Here is a 20950-nt window from a genome sequence, read left to right as displayed (position 1 = left end):
CGCGCCGCCGTCACGACAGCCCGACGACCCACGCGGCCGCCGCGCCGACGTCCTGGACCGTGGGCACGCCCGAAGGGCCGGGCGGGCGGCGGACGACGACCACCGGCACGGACAGCCGCGCGGCGGCGGCCATCTTCGGCCAGGTCCAGGTGCCGCCCGAGTCCTTGGTGACGAGCACGTCGACCGCGTGACGGCGCATCAACGCGAGCTCCGCGTCCAGGTGGTAGGGCCCACGGCTGGTGACCAGCCGCCACCGCTCGGGCAGGGGCAGGGCCGGGCGGTCCACCACGCGGGCGAGGACGGGGGAGTGGGCGAGCGCGGGCACGAAGCGGGCCAGCTCCTGGCGGCCCACCGTCAGGAACGGGCGAGCGCCGAGCGCCGCCGCCGCCCCGGCGGCCCCCTCGTGCGTGTCGACCCATGTCCACCCCGGCCTCGGCCGCCACCCGGGCCTTTCGAGGCGCAGCAGGGGCACATCGGTGCAGGCGGCCGCCGCGTTGGCGGTCATGCCCACGGCGAACGGATGGGTGGCGTCGACGACCGCGTCATACCCCGCGAGCGCGGCGCGCAGCCCCGCGACACCGCCGAAGCCCCCGACGCGGACCCGCCCGACGGGCAGCCGTGGCCGCGTCACGCGGCCCGCCAGGGACGTCGTGACGTCGACGCCCTCGTCGACGAGGAGCGCCGCGAGCGCGCGGGCCTCCGAGGTGCCGCCGAGCAGCAGCAGCCTCATGCCCCGCCCCCGGGGGCCAGGACCGGCAGCCCGGGGGGCGCCCCCACACGGGCCAGCGCCAGCAGCGCGTCGACGTCGAGGTGCCGCTCGACCAGGTCCGCGATCAGCTCGATCCGGCGCTCGCGGGCCGCCGCGAAGCTCACCCCCGAAGGGGCCAGGCCGAGCGTCTCGGCCAGGAACGCCGAGCGCAGCGCGTCGCCCTCGAAGGCACCGTGCCACAACGTTCCGAAGACGTTGCCCGCCCGGACGCCGCCGAGGAAGTCCGGGTCCGAGCCGCCGGTCGTGACACGGCCGTGGTGGATCTCGTAGCCCGAGGCCCGCACGCCGAGCGCCGTCCCCCTCGGCAGCCGCAACGTCTTGGCCTCGGCGAACTCGGTGCGCGCGGCGAGCAGTCCGAGCCCCTCGACGTCCGAGCCCGCCGCCCCCTCCACGCCATGGGGGTCGGAGACGCGGCGGCCGAGCAGTTGGAAGCCGCCGCAGATCCCGAGCAGCGGCTTGCCCCTGCGGGCGTGCTCGACGACGGCGCGGTCCAGGCCGCGGGCCCGCAGCCAGGCCAGGTCGGCGAGCGTCGCGCGGGTGCCGGGCAGCACCAGCAGGTCGGCATCGGCGACGTCCCGCGGATCGGAGGCGAACACGACGTCGAGGTCGGGCTCGAGACCGAGCGCGTCCACGTCGGTGGCATTGCTGATCCTCGGGAGCCTGACGACCACGACGCGCCGCGCGCCGTCCCGGGCCGAGCGGCGGCCCGCCAGGTCGAGGGAGTCCTCCGAGTCGAGCCAGAGCCCGGGCGCCCACGGCAGAACGCCGAACACCCGCCGCCCTGTCAGGCGTTCCAGGTCGGCGAGCCCGGGGCGGAGCAGGTCGCCGTCGCCCCTGAACCTGTTCACCACGAAGCCCGCGATGAGCGCCTGGTCGGCCGCGTCCAGCAGCCCCACCGTTCCGTACAGGGCCGCGAAGACGCCGCCCCGGTCGATGTCGCCGACGACGAAGGTGGGCAGCGCGGCGTGCCGGGCGAGCCCCATGTTCACGTAGTCGCTCGCCCGCAGGTTGATCTCGGCGGGCGAGCCCGCGCCCTCGGCCACGACCACGTCGTGCCGCGCGGCCAGGTCGTCGTACGCGCCGTGCGCGGCCTCGGCGAGGTGCCGACGGCCCGTGGCGAAGTCCCGGGCGGAGACCTCACCGGCCGGGTGCCCGAGCAGCACGACGTGGCTGCGCCGTTCGCCGCCCGGCTTGAGGAGCACCGGGTTCATGGCGGGCTCGGGGCGCACGCGCGCGGCGAGCGCCTGCACCCACTGGGCGCGGCCGATCTCGGCGGGCCGCCCGTCGGGGCCCTGGCAGACCATCGAGTTGTTGGACATGTTCTGCGCCTTGTACGGGGCCACCCGCACGCCACGGCGGGCGAACGCGCGGCACAGCCCCGTCGTCACGACGCTCTTCCCCGCGTCCGATGTGGCGCCCGCGACCAGGAGCCCGGCCATCAGCGCGCCCGGCGCAGCAGCTGGACGTCCATGACCCAGCCCGCGGCGGCCCTGGCCCGTGCGCGGGCCGCCGCCAGCTCGGCCATGACATCGCCGACGCGGCCTCGCACCAGCTCCTCGCCCGGGGCGCCGAGGTTGGCGCCCCACCAGATCCTCCAGTCCGCGAGACCCGGCAGGTCAGGACCGCCGCCGAGGAGCACGACGATGTTGTCCTGCCCGCCCTCGACGGCCTCGCGCAGTCGGCGCGCCGTGGTCATGTGGACGGGCCTGCCGACCTCGTGCAGCACGATCCGGTGCCGGGCGGCGAGCAGGTGGGGCGCGCTGATCCCCGGCAGCACGTCCCAGGCGGCCTCCAGGCGGTCGGCGAGCCGCCCGACCACGCGGATCGTCGAGTCGTAGAGCGAAGGGTCGCCCCACACGAGGAAGCCCGCGGTGCCGCGGCGGCGCGCCAGCACCCGCTCGTACGCGGCCGCCCTGGCGTCGTGCCAGGAGGCGACCGCCGCCGGGTAGTCGGCCGGGTCGTCGCGGTCGCGCGGGGGGTCGGGGACCGCGACGAGCTCGACGCCGTACCGCTCGCAGATCGCGCGCCGGACGGCGAGGAGCCCGTCCTGCCCTGACTTCCACGGCGCCAGCACGTAGTCGGTCCCGCGCAGCGCCTCGGCGACCTCGGGCGTCACATGCTGCGGACCCATGCCGAAGCCGAGCACCCGGATCCTCACCGCTCGTCCTCCTCGAGGTCGCCCTCGACCTCCAGGTAGACCTGCCGCATCGCGGCCAGCAGGCCGGGGTCGGGCTCCGCCCACAGGCCGCGCTCGGCCGCCTCGTGGAGCCGCTCGACGATGCCGCGCAGGGCCCAGGGGTTGGACTGCCGCAGAAACCGCTGGTTCGTCTCGTCGAGGACGTACTCCCGGGCCAGCGCCTCGTACATGCCGTCGTGCACGACGCCCGCGGTGGCGTCGAAGCCGTACAGGTAGTCGACCGTGGCGGCCAGCTCGAACGCGCCCTTGTAGCCGTGCCGCCGCATCGCCGCGATCCACCGGGGGTTCACCACGCGGGCCCTGAAGACGCGGGAGGTCTCCTCGGCCAGGGTGCGGGTGCGCACCGCGTCCGGCGAGGTGGAGTCCCCGACATACGCCTTGGGGTCGGTGCCGGTGAGGGCGCGGACGGTCGCGATCATGCCGCCGTGGTACTGGAAGTAGTCGTCGGAGTCGGCGATGTCGTGCTCGAGGCTGTCGACGTTCTTGGCCGCGACCTTGATCCTGCGGTAGGCGGCGCGCATGTCGTCGGCGGCGGGGGCGCCGTCGAGGCCGCGCCCGTAGGCGAACCCGCCCCACGCCGTGTAGACCTCGGCCAGGTCGTGGTCGTCGCGCCACGACCCCGACTCGATGGCCTGGAGGATCCCCGCCCCGTAACTGCCGGGCCGTGAGCCGAAGACGCGCGTGGTCGCCCGGCGTTCGTCGCCGTGCCGTGCGAGGTCGGCCCTGGCGTGGGCCCGCACGAAGTTCCGCTCGTCCGGCTCGTCGAGCGCGGCGACCAGGCGGACCGCGTCGTCGAGCATCGCGACGGCGTGCGGGAACGCGTCGCGGAAGAACCCGGAGATGCGCACGGTCACGTCGATGCGGGGGCGGCCCAGCTCGTCGAGGGGGACGACGGCGAGTCGGCCGACCCGGCGCGACTCGGCGTCCCACTCGGGGCGCACCCCCAGGAGCGCGAGGACCTCGGCGATGTCGTCCCCCGAGGTGCGCATGGCGGACGTGCCCCACACGGACAGGCCGACGGACCGCGGATAGTCGCCCGTCTCCTCCCGGTAGCGCCGGACCAGCGAGTCCGCCATCGCCTGACCCGCCTGCCACGCGAGGCGCGAGGGCACCGCGCGGGGGTCGACGGTGTAGAAGTTCCGCCCGGTCGGGAGCACGTTCACCAGGCCGCGCAACGGCGAACCCGAGGGCCCCGCGGGGACGAAGCCGCCGTCGAGCGCGTGCCGGACGGCGGCCAACTCGTCGGTCGTGCGAGCCAGCCGTGGCACGACCTGTTCGGCGGCGAACTCGAGCACCCGCCGCACCTCCGCCGCGTCGTGGAGCGCGGCCGCGGCCGCCGGGTCCCAGTCGGCCGCCTCCATCCCCTCGACCAGCGCGCGGGCCCTGGCCTCGAACGCGTCGACCTCAGCCGTGTCGGCCGCGGCGGCGTCCTTGAGCCCGAGCGCGGCGCGCAGCCCCGGAACGGCGTCGCCCACGCCGCCCCACACCTGGGTCGCGCGCAGGATCGCGAGCACGAGGCCGACGCGGGCCGCGCCGGTCGGGGCCTCGCCGAGGATGTGCAGGCCGTCGCGGATCTGGGCGTCCTTGATCTCGCACAGCCAGCCGTCGACATGCAGGAGGAAGTCGTCGAACGCGTCGTCCTCGGGGCGCTCTTCGAGGCCGAGGTCGCGGTGCAGCTGCGCGGCCTGCATCAGCGTCCAGATCTCGCCGCGCACCGCGGGCAGCTTCCCCGGGTCCATCGCCGCGATGTTGGCGTGCTCGTCGAGCAGCTGCTCGAGCCTGGCGATGTCGCCGTAGGTCTCCGCCCTGGCCATCGGCGGCACGAGGTGGTCGACGATCGTGGCGTGGGCCCTGCGCTTGGCCTGCGCGCCCTCGCCCGGGTCGTTGACCAGGAACGGGTAGATCAGCGGCAGGCCGCCGAGCGCCGCGTCGGTCGCGCACGCGGCCGAGAGCGCGGCGTTCTTGCCCGGCAGCCACTCCAGCGAGCCGTGCTTGCCGAGGTGCACGACGGCGTGGGCGCCGAAGCCGTGCTCCAGCCAGCGGTAGGCGCCGAGGTAGTGGTGGCTCGGCGGCAGGTCGGGGTCGTGGTAGATCGCGACGGGGTTCTCGCCGAAGCCGCGCGGGGGCTGGATCAGCAGGACGACGTTCCCCGCGGACAGGGTGGCCAGCACGAGCTCGCCCGCGTCGTTGACGAACAGGCCGCCGGGGGCCTGACCCCACGCCTCGGCCATCGCGTCGCGCAGCCCGGCGGGCAGGTCGCGGGTCCAGGCCTCGTACTCGGCCGCGCCGATGCGGACATGGGCGTCGGTCAGCTGCGCGGACGTCAGCCACTCCTCGTCCTGGCCGCCCGCGGCGACGAGGGCGTGGATGAGGGCGTCGCCCGCCTCGGTCTCGGTGCGGGCGGCGTCGAGGACGCGGACCACGGCGTTGTCCGTGCCCAGGTCGTAGCCGTCGTCCCGCAGCTGGCGCAGCAGGCGGACGGCCGAGACGGGGGTGTCGAGGCCGACGGCGTTGCCGATGCGCGCGTGCTTGGTCGGATACGCCGAGAGCACGACGGCGATCCGCTTGTCCCGGTTGGGCGTCGACCGCAGGCGGGCGTGGTTGACGGCGACGCGGGCGACCCGGTCGCAGCGCTCGGCGTCGGCGACGTAGCGGGGCAGCCCGTCGGCGTCGAACTCCTTGAAGGAGAACGGCGCGGTGATGATCCGGCCGTCGAACTCCGGAATGGCGATCTGGGCGGCCGAGTCGAGCGGCGTGACCCCGTCGTTCGACGCCTCCCACTCGGCGCGGCTCGATGTGAGGCACAGCCCCTGGAGCACGGGTATGTCGAGCGCCGCCATCCGCCGCACGTCCCACGCCTCGTCGTCGCCCCCCGCGCTCGCGGCCGACGGCACGGTGCCCCCGGCGGCCAGCACGGTGACGACCAGGGCGTCGAGGGTGCCGAGCGCGGCGTAGAGGCTTTCGGGCGCCGCGCGCAGGGAGCCCGCGAAGACCGGCACCCCGACGGCCTGCCCCGTCGCGTCGATCGCGTCGGCGAGCGCGTGGGCGAAGGCGGTGTTGCCGCTGGCCTCGTGGGCGCGGTAGTACAGCACGCCGACCCGGGGGAGCCCCCGCTCCGGCACCGTGGGCCGTGCGGCGTACCCCCACGCGGGGATCGGGGCGGGCGGCGCGAAGCCCTCGCCGGTCAGCAGCACCGTGTCGGACAGGAACGCGTGCAGCTCGGCCAGATTGGCGGGGCCGCCCTCCGCCAGGTAACGATGGGCCTCGGCCGCGACGCCGATCGGCACGGTGGAGCGCTCCATCAGCTCGGCGTTCGGCTGCTGTTCGCCGCCCAGGATCACCAGGGGGGTGCCCCGCTCACGGACGCCCCCGAGCCCGGGCCACAGGTCATCCGGGGAGCCGAGGAGCCGGACGACGACGAGATCGGCGTCGGCGAGGGCGGCGACCCGATCGGCGTCGCCGCCCCGTGTCGGGTTGGCCCACCGCCAGGGCGCGCCGCTGGCGCGGGCGGAGAGCAGGTCGGTGTCGGACGTGGACAGCAGCGCGATGCGCTTGGCGGGCTCGGCCATCGCCAAGTTCCTCCTACGCGAGATGTTCATGGGAAGCGGGGGCGCCTTCGGGACCCGAGGGCGGGAGGGTGCCGAGGAACCGGATGTGAGGGCGCCCGCCAGGCCCCGACGGGGTGACGTCGGCGCGAACCCGGTAGACATGGGCGATGAGTTCCTCGGTGAGGACGTCTGCGGGGGCGCCACGGGCCACCACGCGTCCTCGCCGGAGCACCAGGAGGTCGTCGCAGTACATCGCGGCGAGGTTGAGGTCGTGCAGGGCCACGACCGCGGTGAGGGGGAGCGCGGCGACGAGGGCCAGCAGATCGAGCTGGTGCTGGATGTCCAGGTGGTTGGTCGGCTCGTCGAGCAGCAGCTCGCGGGGCCGCTGGGCGAGGGCGCGGGCGACCTGGACGCGCTGGCGTTCGCCCCCGGAGAGCGTGTGCCACGAGCGTTCCGCGTGGCCGGTCAGCCCCGTCCGCTCCAGGGCGGTGGCCACGGCCTCCTCGTCCTCGGGCGAGCCGGGGCGCCAGGCGCTCCGGTGCGGGACACGGCCGAGCCGCACAACGTCGGCAACGGTCAACTCGACCTGAGTATCCGCCTGTTGCTCGACGACGGCCACCCGCTTGGCGACCGCCCTGCGGCGCAGCTCCCCCATCGGGCACCCGTCGAGGGTGACCACCCCGCGGGCGGGGGAGAGGACGCCGGCGAGCAGGCGCAACAGGGTCGACTTGCCCGACCCGTTCGGTCCGAGCACGCCCGTCGTCCCGCCCCGACGCGGCGTCAGGTCGACACCGTCGAGGATCAGCCGCCCACCGGCGGAACGCGAGACCCCCTCGGCCCTGAGCGTCATGACGCCCTCCCGACGCCGCGGCGGGTGCGGAACAGCACGAGGACGAACGCCGGGACACCGATCAGGGACGTCACCACCCCCACCGGCACCTCCTGCGGATCGAGGGCGGTGCGCGCCAGGGTGTCGGCCCACACCAGGAACACCGCCCCCGCCAGGGCACAGGCGGGGAGCAGCCGCCCATGCCCGGGACCTGTCAACGCCCTGGCGGCGTGCGGCAGCACCAGGCCGACGAAGCCGATGGCCCCCGCGGTGCTGACGAGCGCGCCGGTCAGCAGCGCGGTCGCGCACAGCAGGATCAGCCGGGTGCGGGCGACGGAGACCCCGAGCGAGGCCGCCGCGTCCTGCCCGAAGGCGAAGGCGTCCAGGGTTCTGCCGTGTCCCAGGCACACCACCAGGACCGCGAGCAGCACCGCAAGGCACAGCCACACGTCCGTCCAGTCCGCCCCGCCGAGCGAACCGAGCAGCCAGAACAGCACGCCGCGGGTGGTCTCCGCGTCGGCGCCCGTCATCACCACGAAGGACGTGAGCGCGGAGAACAGCTGCATCGCGGCGACCCCGGACAGGACCACCCGGTCGGGGGCGCCGCCCAGGGTGTGGCTGAGCAGCAGCACCAGCGCGAAGGAGCAGACCGCCCCGAGGAACGCGCCCCCCGAGATCGACAGCGCGCCGCCCCCGGCGCCGAGGACGACCACCACGACGGCCCCGGTCGACGCCCCCGAGGAGACGCCGAGCACGAAGGGGTCGGCGAGCGGGTTCCGCAGCAACGACTGCATCACCGCCCCGCACACCGCGAGCCCGGCCCCGCACACGGCGGCCAGCAGGGCGCGCGGCAGCCGCAGGTTCCACACGATCTCGCCCCGCAGCACCGTGAGGTCCGACGTGCCCCAGCCCAGGCGGGACGCCAGGGTGGACCAGACGTCGCCGACGCCGATGGCCGCGGGCCCGATCGTGACGGCGGCGGCGACGGAGGCGCACAGCACGGCGAGTCCGGCCGCCCACAGCAGGCCGTCACGCGCGGCCGCCCTCATCAGGGCTTTCCTTCGTGGATACCCCGGCCTTCAGGCCGGGGAGGAAACGAGGCTCCTGCGGAGCAGTGCAGGGAATGCCGGTTCGCCGTCAGGGCGGAGCGGCGTGCGCCGCTCACCGGCCGACGCCTGCCATTCACGCGGGAGCTGATAGGTTGTGAGGTGTGGTGCGGCAGGTCAAGCGGGCGTTCAGGTACCGCTTTTACCCCACGGACGAGCAGGCGGCGGAGCTGTCGCGGACGTTCGGCTGTGTCCGCCTGGTGTACAACAAGGCGCTGGAGGAACGCACCCGGGCCTGGTACGGCGAGCAGCGCCGGATCTCCTACATGGAGTCGTCCGCCGCGCTCACGGAATGGAAGAAGACCGGGGAACTCGCCTTCCTGGGCGAGGTGTCCTCCGTCCCGCTCCAACAGGCCCTGAGACATCTCCAGACCGCCTTCACCAGCTTCTTCGCCAAGCGGGCCCAATACCCCCGCTACAAGTCGCGGAAGAGGTCGAGGGCGTCGGCCGAGTACACCCGAAGCGCTTTCACGTGGCGTGAGGGGGAGTTGACGCTGGCGAAGATGTCCGGGCCGCTGGACATCCGCTGGTCGCGTCCGCTGCCCCAGGGGGCGGAGCCGTCCACCGTGACGGTGTCCCGTGACGCGGCGGGCCGCTGGTTCGTGTCCCTGCTGTGCGAGGACACCGTCACCGAGGCCCCCGCCACGGGCGCGGCGGTCGGCATCGACGCGGGCATCACCTCCCTGGTGACCCTGTCCACCGGGGAGAAGATCGCCAATCCCCGGCACGAGCGGCGTGACCGCGCCCGCCTGGCCCGCGCACAGCGCCAGCTGTCCCGCAAGGCGAAGGGCTCGGCCAACCGCGAGAAGGCCCGCCGGAAGGTCGCCCGGGTCCACGCCCGGATCGCCGACCGGCGCAGGGACTTCCTCCACAAGCTCACCACTCGGCTCGTCCGTGAGAACCAAACGGTCGTGATCGAGGACCTCGCCGTCCGCAACCTGCTGAAGAACGGGCGTCTCGCGCGCGCCATCTCGGACGCTTCCTGGACGGAGCTTCGCTTCATGCTGGAGTACAAGTGTGCCTGGTACGGGCGTGAACTCGTGGTGATCGACCGGTGGTTCCCCAGCTCGAAGCTGTGCGGGGCCTGCGGCACGGTCGCGGCGAGGATGCCGTTGAACGTCCGCGTGTGGACGTGTGAGTGTGGCGCGGTGCATGACCGTGACGTGAACGCGGCACGCAACGTCCTGGCCGCCGGGCTGGCGGCAGCAGCCTGTGGAGACGGTGTAAGACCTCAACGGGAGTCCTCCCGGACAGGGCAGTCGTCGATGAAACAGGAAACCCAGCGGGCGACCGCTGGAACCCCCCGCCCATGAGACGGGGGAGGAAGCCAAGCCGTGCCTCACTCCGCGAGCCCGAACGCGCGCAGCCCCTCGGCCACCCGCTCCATGCCCTCGACGGTGCGGATGGTCGGGTTCATGGCCTGGCCGCTGAGCAGCACGTACCGCTCGTTCCTGACGGCGGTCATGTTCCGGGTGACCGGGTGCGCCTGAAGGAACGCGATCTTCTCCGCCGCGCTCTCGGACGTCTGCGACCTGCGGGTGAGATCGCCGAGCACCAGGACGTCGGGGTCGCGGTCGGCGACCGTCTCCCAGTTGATCTGGGGCCACTCCTCGCGGGTGTCGTCGAAGACGTTCTCCGCGCCCAGCGCCTCGGTGATGGCGCCGGGCGCACCGCAACAGCCCGCCAGGTAGGGGGACTCGGAGTTGGCGAACCAGTAGAGGAGCGTCACCCCCGACGCGTCGATGCCCGCGGTGGCCCGCGCCGCGCGCGCCTCGAGCTCGGCGACCAGCTCATCGCCGCGCTCCTCGACGCCGAAGGCCCTGGCCAGGTCGCGGACCTCGCCGTGCACCGCCTCCATGGTGAACGCCTCGGTGCGCGCCCCGTCGCCCCCGCCGCTGTTGTCCTTGCCGACGCAGTCGGCGGGGGAGAGATACGTGGGCACCCCGAGCTCGTCGAACCGCTCGCGGGTGGCCACGCCCCCCGTGCCGAGCATGGAGGCGAACGACGCGGCGACGAAGTCGGGTTCGGCGTCGAGGACCCGCTCGAACGAGGGCGCGTTGTCGGCGAGGCGGGGCACCGACGCGTTCGCCTCGTCGAGCGCCCCCGGCAGCGGGTCGGTCCAGCCCGCGGTCCCGGCCATCCGGTCGGCCAGGCCGAGGGAGAGCAGGATCTCGGTGGTGCCCTGGTTCAGCGAGACCGCCCGCCGCGGCGGCTCGGCGACCTCCACCGCGCGCCCGCAGTTGTCGATCTCCAGCGGATGACCACCCGCCCCCGCCTGCGACGACGGGGGCGGCGAGGGATCGTCGGCGGCGCAGCCGGTCAGGAGCAGGACCCCCGAGAGGAGCGGGACGGAACGACGGACGAAGTGCGCGACCGGCATGGGACTTCCCCGGATGTCGAGGGCTCGAACGCGGAACCCTGGCGGACGGTGTCCCTCCGCGGCACGGCATCGGGCGCGGAGGCCGCCAGCAGGTCTTCGGACTCGGGTTCACCCGGACGAGGCGCCTTCCCGGACCGAGCTCGTGGTCCAGTGGCTGATGCCCCGCCCGTCCCCCTCACCGCTGCGCGTCAGCTCCGGATTCGCACCGGATTCCCTGACCCACGCACGTGGGTTCGACTGGCCCCGGCAAGCTACCACAGCGGATTCACCCGTTCCGCCGATGGATCGACCGCCGAAGTGCGGGCACACGTGAGGGCCCTCCGGGGCCGGTGCGGAACGCGCGTCCCGCACCGCTGCCACGGAAGGCCCTCGTGTCCCACCGCAACGCTCCGCCGACGCCCCCCGGCCGACCGCGTCCGGCCTGCCGGGTCCCGTCGGCGACGGATACCGCCGCGTCAGCCGATGTTGACGTCGACGCAGGCGTAGAAGGCGTTGCCGGTGTCCGCGATGTTCCAGATGGCGAGGACCTTCTGGTTGCCGCGGATGTTGCCGAAGTTGACGTTGTGGGTCACGGTCTGGCCGGGGATGGAGTTGCCGTCGTCGAACTCGGCGACCAGGGTGTTGCCGACGTAGTACTGCCAGGTGCTGGTGCGGTGCTGGACCGTCAGCGTCCACCTGAAGCTGGTGGAGGAGCCGACGTTGTGGCGCTGCCAGCCCTTGCTGTCGTCGTTGAGCTCGGCGAAGCGGGCCACGCCGCCGTGGCAGTTGCGCTGGCCCTTCGGGCCCTCCACGCTCTGCGGCTCCCACTGGATGGAGCCGCAGGAGACGGTGCGGGCGGCGCACTGGGCCTGTCGGCTCGCCGGTGAGTTGATGTATCCGTGGGCGCTCGCCGTCGGGGCGGGGAGGCTCACCGCGAGGAGCGGGGCGATGGCGGCGCCGATCACGGCGGCCAGTTTCGTCTTCCTGTGCATGACAACTCCTGCGTCGTGTCGCCGGAGTGGACCGTGCGGGGCGGGAGGTCCGGCGCGATCCGCGGCGGCGAGAAGGGGGGGTGGGGGTTGCGCTGAGGCCGGACGGCGCGGCTCGTCGACGCGAGCCGCCGTCACCGGACTTCACTCTCTGTGGCGCTGGGCCCTAGGTCTAGACCATGCCACCGGGGGCTCGCGAAGGGCAATAAGTCGGCACAAGATTTTCGCCGCGACGAGCGAGGAGAGCCGGATCCGGTCCACCCTGGCCGAAACCCCTCCGGTCCGGACCACACGCGGCACCGCCCGGTGGCCGACGCTCCCGAGCGGGGCGGTCGGGCACCGGGCGGTGCCGAGGTCGATCCCGTCCCTCAGTCGGCGCCCGAGCCGAGGAGTTCGCGGACGCGGGCGCTGAGCCGCTGGAACTCCGGGCTCTCCAGCGTCGGTTCGTACTCCCGGTGCCCCGGTATGTCGACGGTGAACTCCTCGATGACGCGCCCGGGCCGCGGGCCCATCACGATGGCGCGGGAGGCCAGGTACACCGCCTCGGTCACCGAGTGCGTCACCAGCACGACGGTCATGCCGGTGGCCTCCCAGACGCGGCGCAGCTCGACGTTCATGTTCTCCCTGGTGAGCGCGTCGAGGGCGCCGAAGGGCTCGTCCATGAGCAGGACGTCGGGCTCGTGCAGCAGGGCGCGGCAGAGGGAGACGCGCTGCTGCATGCCGCCGGAGAGCTCGAAGGGCATGGCGTTCTCGAAGCCGGTCAGGCCGGTCATCTCGATGAGCTCGTCGGCCCGCTTACGGGCCCACGCCTTCGGCAGTCCGCGCATCTCGGCCTGGAACAGGATGTTGCTGCGGGCGGTGCGCCAGTCCAGGAGCGCCGCGCGCTGGAAGACGAACCCGACGTCGCGGCGGGGGCCCACCACGGGCGTGCCGCGGAGCGTCACCTGCCCCGCGCTCGGCTCGGTCAGCCCGGCGATGACCCGCAGCAGGGTCGACTTCCCGCAGCCCGAGGGGCCCGCGATGCTGAGGAACTCGCCGGGCTCGATGGTCATGTCGATGCCGCTGAGCGCGTGCACCGTGCGGCTCTTGGTCCTGAACGTGACGTCGACGCCCTGGACGGCGACCATCGGGCCCTGCGGCCGGGCCGCCCCGCCCCGCGGTCCGCGCCGGTCGCCGTCGGCGGTCCTCGTGGGCACGCTCACTCCCCTCCCGTCGTGAACGAGGCGTCGAAGTACGCCTCGGTCTCCTGGGGTTCGCCGATGAGCCCCGCCTCGGCCAGCACCTCGATGGTCTGCCGCCAGTCCTCCTCGGCGGTGTGGCCCGGCGCCAGGTCCGCGGTGTTCTCCGTGCTGAGCAGCGAGATCGTCTCCTCCCACTGGGCGAGGAGCACATCCGTGTCCGGCATCTGCGGATCCCCGGTGTCCATGGCGGCGACGGCGTCCTCGGGGGACTCCTGTGCGGCCGCGAACGCCTCGGAGGTGGCGGCCACCATCCGCTCGACGAGGTCGGGGTCGTCCGCGATGGTGGAGGTGTGGGCGATGAGGCCGTTGCTGAAGAAGTTCAGCCCGGCGTCGGTGTACCGCAGGTAGGTGACCTCCTTGCCGCTCTCGCTCGAGAGCGTGGGGCCCTGGTCGTGGGCGAAGCCGATGAGGCCGTCGACCCGGCCGCTCATCATCGCCGCGTTCTTGCCCGCGGAGTCGAGGTTCTGCTGCTGGACGTCGGACTCGGAGAGCCCCACGGCCTCCAGGTACATGGGGAAGGTGAGCGTGACGGCGTCACCCGCGGAGACGGCTATCGTCCTGCCGCTGAGGTCCGCGGGCTCCTCGATGCCCGTCTCGCTGAACACCTGGACCGCCGACGGGGTGGACTGGAGGAAGACGCCCACGGATCTCACGTCGACCCCGCTGTCGATGTTGGCCAGCACCGCGGGGGTGTCGGCCCAGCCGAAGTCGAAGTCCTGCTGGCCGATGGCCTGTACGGTCCTGGCGGACCCCTGCCCCGCCTCGATCGAGAGCGAGATCCCGTGGTCCTCGAAGATTCCTTCCTCCACGCCGTAGTAGAAGGGGGCGTGCTCGCCGTAGGGGTACCAGTTGAGCTGCAACGTGACCTCGTCACCGCCGTTGCCCCCCGCCTCCTCGTCGCCTCCGCAGGCGACGAGGGCGAGGGCGCTGGTCACGGCGACGAGGGCGGTCAGGGCGGAGCGCGCAGGCCTGAGGGACGTTCGAGTGGCCATGAGGCATCCTTCGGTCGAAGAGGGATGGTGGAGAGGGCGGTTCAGCGTCGGTTGCGGCGCGACGCGTGCCAGGGGATCAGGAACATCTCGGCGACCTGGATCACGGCGAAGAGCAGGATCCCGAGGATGGACATGATGATGAGCGCGGCGAACAGCATGGCCGTGTCGAGGTTGCCGTTGGCCTGGAGGATCACATAGCCGAGACCGGAGTTGGCGCCGACGAACTCACCCACGACCGCGCCCGTGACCGCCAGGGTCGCGGCGACCTTGAGGCCGGAGAGCAGCTCGGGCAGCGCCGCGGGGAAGCGGACCTTCCAGAACGTCTTGACCGGGGACGCGCCCATGGTCGAGGTGAGCTCGAGGAGCTCGGGGTCGACCGAACGCAGGCCGCTGATCCCGGAGATCACCACGGGGAAGAAGGCCATGAGCACGGCCACGAGGATCTTGGGACTGGCGCCGAAGCCGAGCCACACCACGAACAGCGGCGCGATCGCGATCTTCGGGATCACCTGGGCGAACAGGATGAGCGGGTAGAACGTCTTCTCCAGCGTGGACGAGTAGACCATCAGGACGGCGAAGAGGACGCCGACGACGCCGGCGATCGCGAAGCCCGCGATGGTCTCGCCCGTGGTGACGAGCGTGTGCTCCCACAGGTAGTCGGGGTAGTCGGCAAACGCTTGCCACGTGTCTCCCGGCGAGGGAATGATGTAGGGCTCGACCAGCTCGGTGGCGGTGACGGCGAACCACGCCACCACCAGCAGCGCGAGAAACGTGGCGGGGTAGACCGCCGCCATCACTCCACGCGAAGGACGGCGCCTGCGGCTCGGTGTCCCTTGGGGCAGCGGGACTGAAGGAAGGGCTGTGGCCTGCTGTGCCTGTTGAGTCATGCGGACCTCACGTCACGCTTCGGTGGGGACGATGGTGAGAACCCTCGCTATGCTGGGAAAGCGCTTACCCGTGGTGCCCGCGGAAGTGGGATAGCGCTTTCCCATTTCCGGGATATTAAGTTGGCGTCGGTGGAGGGTCAATGCCTGTGCAAGGGTCGGGTCGAAGGAAGCGGAAGAGGACGAGGGCGACCAGCGGAAACGCCACGCTCACGGATGTGGCCGCTCGGGCCGGAGTCTCCCTGGCCACGGCGTCCCGGGTGCTCAACGAGAGCGACCGCAAGGTCGGCCAGGAGCACCGGGAGCGAGTCCTGCGCGCCGCACGGGAGTTGGACTACCGGACGGACCTGTCGGCGCAGGCCATGGCCCGCGGCATGGCCCCCGTGCTCGCCCTGCTCGTCAGCAGCATCGACGACCCGTACTTCTCGGCCATCGCCGAGGGGGTCGCCCAATCCGCCCACGCGCACGGCGTGATCGTGACGATCGCGGTCACCGCGCGGGACAGCGAGTGGGAGCTGGCCTCCCTGCGCCTGATCCGCGGGCAGCGGCCGCGCGCCATCCTGGTGAGCGGCAGCCGCGTGTCGCACAGCCCGCACGCCGACGCGCTCCTCGCCGAGCTGCGGGGGTTCACCGACAGCGGCGGCAGGGCCATCTTCCTGAGCCAGCCGGTCGGCGGTCTCGGCGCGGTGCACCCCGCCAACACCTCGGGCGCCAGGGAGCTCGGCGTTGCCATCGCGAACCTGGGCTACCGCAGGGCGGCGGTGATCACCGGCTCGGAGTCGCTGCTGACCGTGGCCGAGCGGACGGAGGGCCTGCGGCAGGGGCTCGCCTCGCTGGGCGGCGAGATCGCGATGGTCGAGAGCGACACCTTCGACCGCCTGGGCGGGTACCGGTCGATGCGGCGGCTGATCGAGTCGGGGCGGATCGCCGACGCCGACGTGCTGTGCGCGGGCAACGACTTCATGGCGGTCGGCGCGATGACCGCGCTGCGCGACAGCGGGATCGAGCCGGGCCGCGACATCGCCGTCACCGGGTTCAACGACATCGCGACCGCCGCGGACGTCACCCCCCAACTCACCACCGTGCGCTTCCCCCTCGCCGAGATCGGCCGCCGTGCGGCCGATCTCGCCCTCGACGGCACGGCCCTGCCCACCGAGGACATCAGCGTGCCGGGCGAGGTGATCCTGCGGGCCTCGTGCCCCCCGCGCAGGGGCTGACGCCCGCGGGGCGACACGGCCGTCCGCGAACGCGCCCGCGCCCACCGCTTGACGCCCCGAACCCGGGCGTCGCCGACCCGGGCGCGAGCCCGCCGCGGCGGGGCGTGCGCCGCTCAGGTGGCCAGCGACGTCGGGCACACGGGCTCATCGGCCATGCCCATGAGGTACTGCGGACGCTCCTCGTCGGTGAAGTCCCGCTCGAGAGCGCGGCGGATCCGCCGCGTGATCTCCTCCGCGTCCGGGAGCGCCACGTCCCACAGCCGCACGGACCCGTCGTCGCTCGGGGTGGCGAGCGTGCTCCCGTCCGGGGAGAAGGCCATCGAGTTCACCGCCCCGGTGTGGCCCAGGCCGGGTCAGCACGGGCAGCCAGCGGTCGCCGCCCGGAACGATCCGACCGTCGGCCAACGCGGGCAGCACCCCGGCCTGGACGAGCGAGGACTCGCCCGCTCCTGACGGGCCGAGCAGGAGCACCAGCCGATGCCTGCGCAGGGCCTCGAGCACATGGTCGATCGCCGCCTCGCGGCCGTGGAACCATGCGGCGTGCTCGGCGGTGAACGGCTCCAGGCCCGGGTAGGGGCACACGTCTCGCTCGGCCAGATCCGGAACCGCCTTGCGCGGCACCTCGGTCGGGGTGGCGTAGGCGATGCCCAGGCCGCGTTGGTACACGCCCGGGGCGGCGATCGCCGTGACCATTACTCACACAAGCCTTGCCGCGACGCCCTGTTGACTGTGCGGGGCGATCGCGAGGCTTCCGCCTCCCCGCCGCCACCGGGGCGTCGACCCGCTCACGGGAAGGCGGCCGCGAGCCGCCAACGCCCCGCCGCGGCCGGGAGGGGTCCCGCCTGCCCGGCCCTATACCTGAGAGGGGGTCACCTGAGCCGGGGGCGCCGCGGGCACCGGCCGCGCACGCCGGACCCGCCCGTCCCGCTGTCTCGGGTGCACCGGTCCACCTCATCGAATTCACCGAACTCATCGGAAGCGAAAGGATGCGATCATGGCGCGAATCGCGCGACGCCTCCCCACACTCCTGGCCCTCCTCGGCGCGGTCGTCCTGGGCACGTCGGGTACCGCGTCGGCGGCCGAGACCGTTCACCAGGAGAGGACCGCCTACCTCGCCCAGATGCCACCGCCGGGCAGCGTGAGCATCTGCGAGTCCCGTGACATCTTCCTGGCCGCGGGCCACTACGACTGGGGCGTGTATCTCGAGGACCGGTCCGACACGAACCGCCCCGACATGTACCTCGGAGAAGGCTGGTACCACTGGGAGATCTGCATGGTCCCCGACGGCGACCAGTACCTCAACAACAGTCTGCTGGACCCCGACAACCCCGACTGGGACGAGGTGGAGATCGGCACCCGCTACACCCTGGGCGCCTCGGGCGACCACACATGGGGGTCGTTCCTCGACCCGAAGTTCTGACCGGCCCCGGCGGCTCGTCGGGGATCCCGCCCGGGGCGGCGGCGGAGCCGGACCAGGTCACCACGCCGCGACGAGCGGCGCGTCGGGCTCGTGCCGCCGCCATGCCTCGGCGAGCCTGGTGAGGCGTGCCTGGTCGGCGAAGCCGCGCATGGCCGCGACCCTGCCGTCGCCGATGTCGAACGTCACGGCGCCGACGAGCCGGTCGTCGAGCACGGCGAGCAGCGCGGGGCCGCCGTTGACCAGCGCGAAGTGCAGCGCGGGCGAGCCGCCGATCAGCCGCCGCTTCGCGGGAGTCGGCGCGAGGGCGGCCCGCGCGACGACCGCGACGCGCGCGGGGGTCTCGTAGCGCAGCACCGTCCTGGCCCGCCCGGCGCCGTCCGACATCGCGGTCGCGTCGTCGGTGAGCAACGCCACCAGCCGCTCGGTGCGCCCCGACGAGGCCGCAGCGAGGAACTCCTCGACGATCCGGCGCGCCGACGCGGGGTCGGCCTCGCCGCCGCGGCGCGCCGTCGCGACCCGCCGCCTGGCCCGGTGGAGGTGCTGCTGGCTCGCCGACTCGGAGATGTCGAGCATCTCGGCGACCTCGGCGTGCCGGTAGGAGAAGACCTCGCGCAGGACGTAGACGGCCCGCTCGACCGGGGAGAGGTGTTCCATGAGGATCAGCACCGCGAGGGACACCGACTCGCGCTGCTCGAACGTGTCGGCCGGGCCGAGCATCGGGTCGTTCTCGAGGAGCGGCTCGGGCAGCCAGGCGCCGACCGCGCGTTCGCGGCGCGCCCGCGCCGAGCGGAGCCGGTCGAGGCACAGATGGGTGACGACCTTGGTCAGCCACGCCTCTGGCACCGCGATCAGATCGCGGTCGGCGGCCTGCCAGCGCAGGAACGCGTCCTGCACGGCGTCCTCGGCGTCGGCGGCCGAGCCGAGCAGCCGGTAGGCGAGCGAGGCCAGCCGGTCCCGGCTGGCCTCGAACCGTTCGGTGGAGGCGCTGTCCATCCCGCTCATCCCAGGAGCCTAGACGGCCACCCTCTCCGTGGACCGGGCGAGCCCCGTGGCCAGGCGGCGCCTGCGCTTGGGCATGCCGAACGTCGGGTGCGCCACGCCCCACAGCGCGCCCCTGAGGATGCCCGCCTTCGTGCGCGCGGCCGTCCGGCCGCGCACCGACCAGGACTTCGCGTGCCATTCGCCGTCGACCAGCTGCATGATCCCGTCGCGCCGCCCGAGGCTGATGTGGTTGCCGTAGTAGGTGAGCGACGTGCTCGGGATCTTTCGGCCGGTCAGGCTGCCCACGATCGCGTCCGCCGCCTGCCTGACCGTGACGCCCGCCGAGGCGCAGGACATCGGCAGCGGGCGGCCGTTCCCGTCGATCGCGTGGGCGCTGTCGCCCGCGGCGTAGACGTCGGGGTGCGAGACGGACCGCATCGTGCCGTCGACGACGATCCGGCCGGTGCCCGCGACCTCGAGGCCGCTGGCGGCGGCGATGGGGTGGACGGCGAACCCGGCCGCCCACACGGTCGCGTCGGAAGCGAAGGACGCGCCGTCCGCGCCGATCGCCCGCGTCGGCTCCACGGCCTCGATGGTGGTGTGCTCGTGGACGGTGATGCCGAGCCGGTCGAAGGCGCGCCGCAGGTGGCCGCGGGCGCCGGGGGAGAGCCAGGCGCCCAGCTCGCCGCGGGCGGCGAGCGCGACCGAGAGGCCAGGGCGTGACTCGGCGATCTCGGTGGCCGCCTCGATGCCCGTCAGGCCCTCGCCGACGACCAGCACGTTCCCGCCCTGGCCCAGGGCTTCGAGGGTGTCGAGGCGCTCGCGCAGGCGCAGCGCCGATGGCCGCCCCGCGACGTCGAAGGCATAGGTGGCGACGCCGGGGACGCCATGGTCGGCGACGGCGCTGCCGAGCGTGTACAGGAGTGTGTCGTAGGGGAGTTCGTGGGGGAGCCCGTCGCCGTCCCTCTCGGTCATCCAGACGGTCCCGCGCCCTGGGTCCACGGCGGTGACGCGCGCCACGCGCAGCTTCACCCCGGTGCCCGCGAAGATGTCGGTGAGCCTCCGGCTCGCGATGTCCTGGCCCGCCGCGAGCTGGTGGAGGCGCATCCGCTCGACGAAGTCGGGCTCGGCGTTGACGACGGTGATCGCGGTGTCGGCGGGGGAGAGGCGGCGGGCCAGGGTTCCGGCGGCGTAGACCCCGGCGTATCCGGCGCCGAGGACGACGATGCGGTGCTTCATGGTGTCGCTCCTGTCGGGTTCGCTTGCCCCTTGAGCGAGACGGCTCCCCGATTCCTGACGGGAGTCGGATGTGACATGGGTCACCGCGCACGGCGGGGCGCGCGCCCTCGAACGCGCCGGGCCGCCCCCCGGGTTCCGGGGGGCGGCGGGTCACGCGCCGTTCAGCCGCGGGCGATGGCGATGCTCCCGGCGAGGCGGTCGCCCGCCTCGTAGATCATGTACGGCACCCCGCGGTCCGTGCCGAACGCCGGTGCCGCGGCCCGGCCGTTGTCCGGTGCCCCGGCCGACGGCCGGTAGAAGACGCCCAGATGGTTCCGGCGGGAGAAGTCGGCGCCGACCTCGGTGATGCGGATGGTCCCGCCGCTCGCCTTGTCGGTGTGGTAGACGACGAACGCGGAGCCGTTCCTGGTCAGCAGGTGCGGGCCGCTCAGGTCGTTGACGCCCACGTCGGAGTGCCTGACGAGCGGCTGGTCCGCGAAGCTCCAGCTGCGCCCGTCGGCCGACCAACCCCAGCCGATCGACCGGTGGTTGGCCGTGGTGTTGATCATGAAAAGCATCACATGGCGCGCGCCGCGGTCGGGCAGCGCGTGCGGGAAGACGCGCGCGTAGGACGCCTCGGTGGTGCCCGAAGGCAGCATCGAGGTGGTCAGCACGGTGCGGTCGTAGACGAAGTCGACGCCGTTGGACGAACGGGCCAGACGCGTCGTGGTGTTCTCGCCGTGGAAGTACAGCCACAGCTCGCGCTCCCCCTCGTGCCACATCACGTGCGGGGACGAGACATGGCTGACCGAGTAGTGCGGTGACCAGGCGCGCGAGACGACCGGGTTCCCCGGGTACTCGGTGTAGGGGCCGTCGATGGAGTCCGCGTACGCCAGGCAGATGCCGCCGGGCGCGTCGTGCGGCGCGTAGTAGAGGTAGTAGCGGCCGAGCGCCGACGACAGCCGGTCGTAGACGCCCCTGACGCAGGGGAAGATGATCTCGCCGGTGGGGTTGTAGGAGAGCTGGCCCGGGGTCAGCAGCGTGCGCAGGTAGGTGTAGTCGGGGAAGCCGCCCGGCGCCGCGGCGGTCGGGGTCGCGGATGTGCCGAGGGCGACCAGGCCGCCGGAGGCCGCGGCGGCGGACAGGAAGGTACGGCGGTTCAGGGACATGGGGGACTCCGTCGCTTCAGTGGTACGGGTC

General features: G+C 73.3%; 17 protein-coding genes, 2 pseudogenes and 1 riboswitch. Of the genes and pseudogenes, 3 read left to right on the top strand and 16 right to left on the bottom strand.

From position 1 onward, the window contains the following. Positions 1-10: 10 nt before the first annotated feature. The 6 genes from D7318_RS27350 to D7318_RS27325 are packed head-to-tail and all read right to left on the bottom strand — an operon-like array spanning position 11 to position 8392. The gene (locus D7318_RS27350; protein ID WP_120699901.1) at positions 11-730 is read right to left on the bottom strand and encodes a cobalt-precorrin-6A reductase; all 720 of its coding nucleotides are present in this window, start codon (positions 728-730) and stop codon (positions 11-13) included. Continuing rightward, positions 727-2211, bottom strand: coding sequence for a cobyric acid synthase (locus tag D7318_RS27345; protein ID WP_456243340.1), 1485 nt, complete (start codon positions 2209-2211; stop codon positions 727-729). Before D7318_RS27345 ends, D7318_RS27350 begins: the two co-directional genes overlap by 4 nt. After that, a complete protein-coding gene (gene cobF, locus D7318_RS27340) occupies positions 2208-2927 on the bottom strand; it encodes a precorrin-6A synthase (deacetylating) (protein WP_120699899.1) in 720 nt (239 codons plus the stop codon). The genes D7318_RS27345 and cobF overlap by 4 nt, the downstream gene beginning before the upstream one ends. Further along, a complete protein-coding gene (gene cobN / locus D7318_RS27335; RefSeq protein WP_120699898.1) occupies positions 2924-6535 on the bottom strand; it encodes a cobaltochelatase subunit CobN in 3612 nt (1203 codons plus the stop codon). Before cobN ends, cobF begins: the two co-directional genes overlap by 4 nt. 13 nt (positions 6536-6548) lie before the next feature. Continuing rightward, positions 6549-7364 (bottom strand): ABC transporter ATP-binding protein, encoded by an 816-nt coding sequence (locus D7318_RS27330; protein ID WP_120699897.1) that lies wholly within the window; start codon positions 7362-7364, stop codon positions 6549-6551. Next, the gene (locus D7318_RS27325; RefSeq protein WP_120699896.1) at positions 7361-8392 is read right to left on the bottom strand and encodes a FecCD family ABC transporter permease; all 1032 of its coding nucleotides are present in this window, start codon (positions 8390-8392) and stop codon (positions 7361-7363) included. Before D7318_RS27325 ends, D7318_RS27330 begins: the two co-directional genes overlap by 4 nt. A gap of 161 nt (positions 8393-8553) precedes the next feature. Here D7318_RS27325 and D7318_RS27320 point away from each other — a divergent pair, with 161 nt between their 5' ends. Then, the gene (locus D7318_RS27320) at positions 8554-9762 is read left to right on the top strand and encodes an RNA-guided endonuclease InsQ/TnpB family protein (RefSeq protein ID WP_120699895.1); all 1209 of its coding nucleotides are present in this window, start codon (positions 8554-8556) and stop codon (positions 9760-9762) included. 26 nt (positions 9763-9788) lie between these two features. On the opposite strand, the gene D7318_RS27315 is transcribed toward D7318_RS27320, so the two are convergent. From D7318_RS27315 to D7318_RS27295, 5 genes are all read right to left on the bottom strand, one after another. Further along, positions 9789-10829 (bottom strand): ABC transporter substrate-binding protein, encoded by a 1041-nt coding sequence (locus tag D7318_RS27315; RefSeq protein ID WP_120699894.1) that lies wholly within the window; start codon positions 10827-10829, stop codon positions 9789-9791. 84 nt (positions 10830-10913) lie between these two features. Next, positions 10914-11071: riboswitch (cobalamin riboswitch) on the bottom strand. A gap of 213 nt (positions 11072-11284) precedes the next feature. Next, complete coding sequence (locus D7318_RS27310; RefSeq protein ID WP_120699893.1) at positions 11285-11800, bottom strand: lytic polysaccharide monooxygenase auxiliary activity family 9 protein; 516 nt, start codon at positions 11798-11800, stop codon at positions 11285-11287. 365 nt (positions 11801-12165) lie between these two features. After that, positions 12166-12924, bottom strand: a complete 759-nt coding sequence (locus tag D7318_RS27305) for an ABC transporter ATP-binding protein (protein WP_120699915.1) — start codon at positions 12922-12924, stop codon at positions 12166-12168. A gap of 71 nt (positions 12925-12995) precedes the next feature. Then, positions 12996-14030, bottom strand: a complete 1035-nt coding sequence (locus D7318_RS27300; protein ID WP_120699892.1) for an ABC transporter substrate-binding protein — start codon at positions 14028-14030, stop codon at positions 12996-12998. 41 nt (positions 14031-14071) lie between these two features. Continuing rightward, entirely contained in the window at positions 14072-14917 is an 846-nt protein-coding gene (locus D7318_RS27295) for an ABC transporter permease (protein ID WP_120699891.1), read from the bottom strand. A gap of 215 nt (positions 14918-15132) precedes the next feature. Here D7318_RS27295 and D7318_RS27290 point away from each other — a divergent pair, with 215 nt between their 5' ends. Further along, positions 15133-16131: a LacI family DNA-binding transcriptional regulator gene (locus D7318_RS27290; RefSeq protein ID WP_120699890.1), complete on the top strand. Its 999-nt coding sequence runs from the start codon at positions 15133-15135 to the stop codon at positions 16129-16131. A gap of 239 nt (positions 16132-16370) precedes the next feature. Here the strand turns inward: D7318_RS27290 and D7318_RS35140 are convergent. Continuing rightward, positions 16371-16475 (bottom strand): annotated as a pseudogene (locus tag D7318_RS35140) (WD40 repeat domain-containing protein); the annotation flags it as partial. A 16-nt stretch (positions 16476-16491) separates the two neighbouring features. Next, positions 16492-16824, bottom strand: a pseudogene (locus D7318_RS34825) (nSTAND1 domain-containing NTPase); the annotation flags it as partial. A gap of 301 nt (positions 16825-17125) precedes the next feature. Here D7318_RS34825 and D7318_RS27280 point away from each other — a divergent pair. Further along, positions 17126-17551, top strand: coding sequence for a hypothetical protein (locus D7318_RS27280; RefSeq protein WP_120699888.1), 426 nt, complete (start codon positions 17126-17128; stop codon positions 17549-17551). Between the two features lie 57 nt (positions 17552-17608). On the opposite strand, the gene D7318_RS27275 is transcribed toward D7318_RS27280, so the two are convergent. The 3 genes from D7318_RS27275 to D7318_RS27265 all read right to left on the bottom strand — a co-directional run bounded on the left by D7318_RS27275 (position 17609) and on the right by D7318_RS27265 (position 20919). Continuing rightward, positions 17609-18544, bottom strand: a complete 936-nt coding sequence (locus D7318_RS27275) for a sigma-70 family RNA polymerase sigma factor (protein WP_120699887.1) — start codon at positions 18542-18544, stop codon at positions 17609-17611. Between the two features lie 18 nt (positions 18545-18562). Beyond that, the gene (locus D7318_RS27270; protein ID WP_120699886.1) at positions 18563-19771 is read right to left on the bottom strand and encodes an NAD(P)/FAD-dependent oxidoreductase; all 1209 of its coding nucleotides are present in this window, start codon (positions 19769-19771) and stop codon (positions 18563-18565) included. 161 nt (positions 19772-19932) lie between these two features. After that, positions 19933-20919, bottom strand: coding sequence for a glycoside hydrolase family protein (locus tag D7318_RS27265; RefSeq protein WP_120699885.1), 987 nt, complete (start codon positions 20917-20919; stop codon positions 19933-19935). Positions 20920-20950: the final 31 nt, after the last annotated feature.

It is taken from the genome of Streptomyces radicis (assembly GCF_003626575.1).
Lineage (GTDB): Bacteria > Actinomycetota > Actinomycetes > Streptomycetales > Streptomycetaceae > Streptomyces > Streptomyces radicis.
The sequence above is the reverse complement of the archived record's forward strand: the minus strand, read 5'-3'. Positions and strand labels throughout refer to the sequence as shown.

What these genes read in the sequence shown, in the direction of transcription:
- D7318_RS27280 (WP_120699888.1), top strand. Translation starts at nt 17,126, where the DNA reads ATGGCGCGAATCGCGCGACGCCTCCCCACACTCCTGGCCCTCCTCGGC.
- D7318_RS27330 (WP_120699897.1), bottom strand. Translation starts at nt 7,364, where the DNA reads ATGACGCTCAGGGCCGAGGGGGTCTCGCGTTCCGCCGGTGGGCGGCTG.
- D7318_RS27295 (WP_120699891.1), bottom strand. Translation starts at nt 14,917, where the DNA reads ATGACTCAACAGGCACAGCAGGCCACAGCCCTTCCTTCAGTCCCGCTG.
- D7318_RS27315 (WP_120699894.1), bottom strand. Translation starts at nt 10,829, where the DNA reads ATGCCGGTCGCGCACTTCGTCCGTCGTTCCGTCCCGCTCCTCTCGGGG.
- D7318_RS27305 (WP_120699915.1), bottom strand. Translation starts at nt 12,924, where the DNA reads ATGGTCGCCGTCCAGGGCGTCGACGTCACGTTCAGGACCAAGAGCCGC.
- D7318_RS27350 (WP_120699901.1), bottom strand. Translation starts at nt 730, where the DNA reads ATGAGGCTGCTGCTGCTCGGCGGCACCTCGGAGGCCCGCGCGCTCGCG.
- cobN (WP_120699898.1), bottom strand. Translation starts at nt 6,535, where the DNA reads ATGGCCGAGCCCGCCAAGCGCATCGCGCTGCTGTCCACGTCCGACACC.
- D7318_RS27325 (WP_120699896.1), bottom strand. Translation starts at nt 8,392, where the DNA reads ATGAGGGCGGCCGCGCGTGACGGCCTGCTGTGGGCGGCCGGACTCGCC.
- D7318_RS27310 (WP_120699893.1), bottom strand. Translation starts at nt 11,800, where the DNA reads ATGCACAGGAAGACGAAACTGGCCGCCGTGATCGGCGCCGCCATCGCC.
- D7318_RS27275 (WP_120699887.1), bottom strand. Translation starts at nt 18,544, where the DNA reads ATGGACAGCGCCTCCACCGAACGGTTCGAGGCCAGCCGGGACCGGCTG.
- D7318_RS27265 (WP_120699885.1), bottom strand. Translation starts at nt 20,919, where the DNA reads ATGTCCCTGAACCGCCGTACCTTCCTGTCCGCCGCCGCGGCCTCCGGC.
- D7318_RS27270 (WP_120699886.1), bottom strand. Translation starts at nt 19,771, where the DNA reads ATGAAGCACCGCATCGTCGTCCTCGGCGCCGGATACGCCGGGGTCTAC.
- D7318_RS27300 (WP_120699892.1), bottom strand. Translation starts at nt 14,030, where the DNA reads ATGGCCACTCGAACGTCCCTCAGGCCTGCGCGCTCCGCCCTGACCGCC.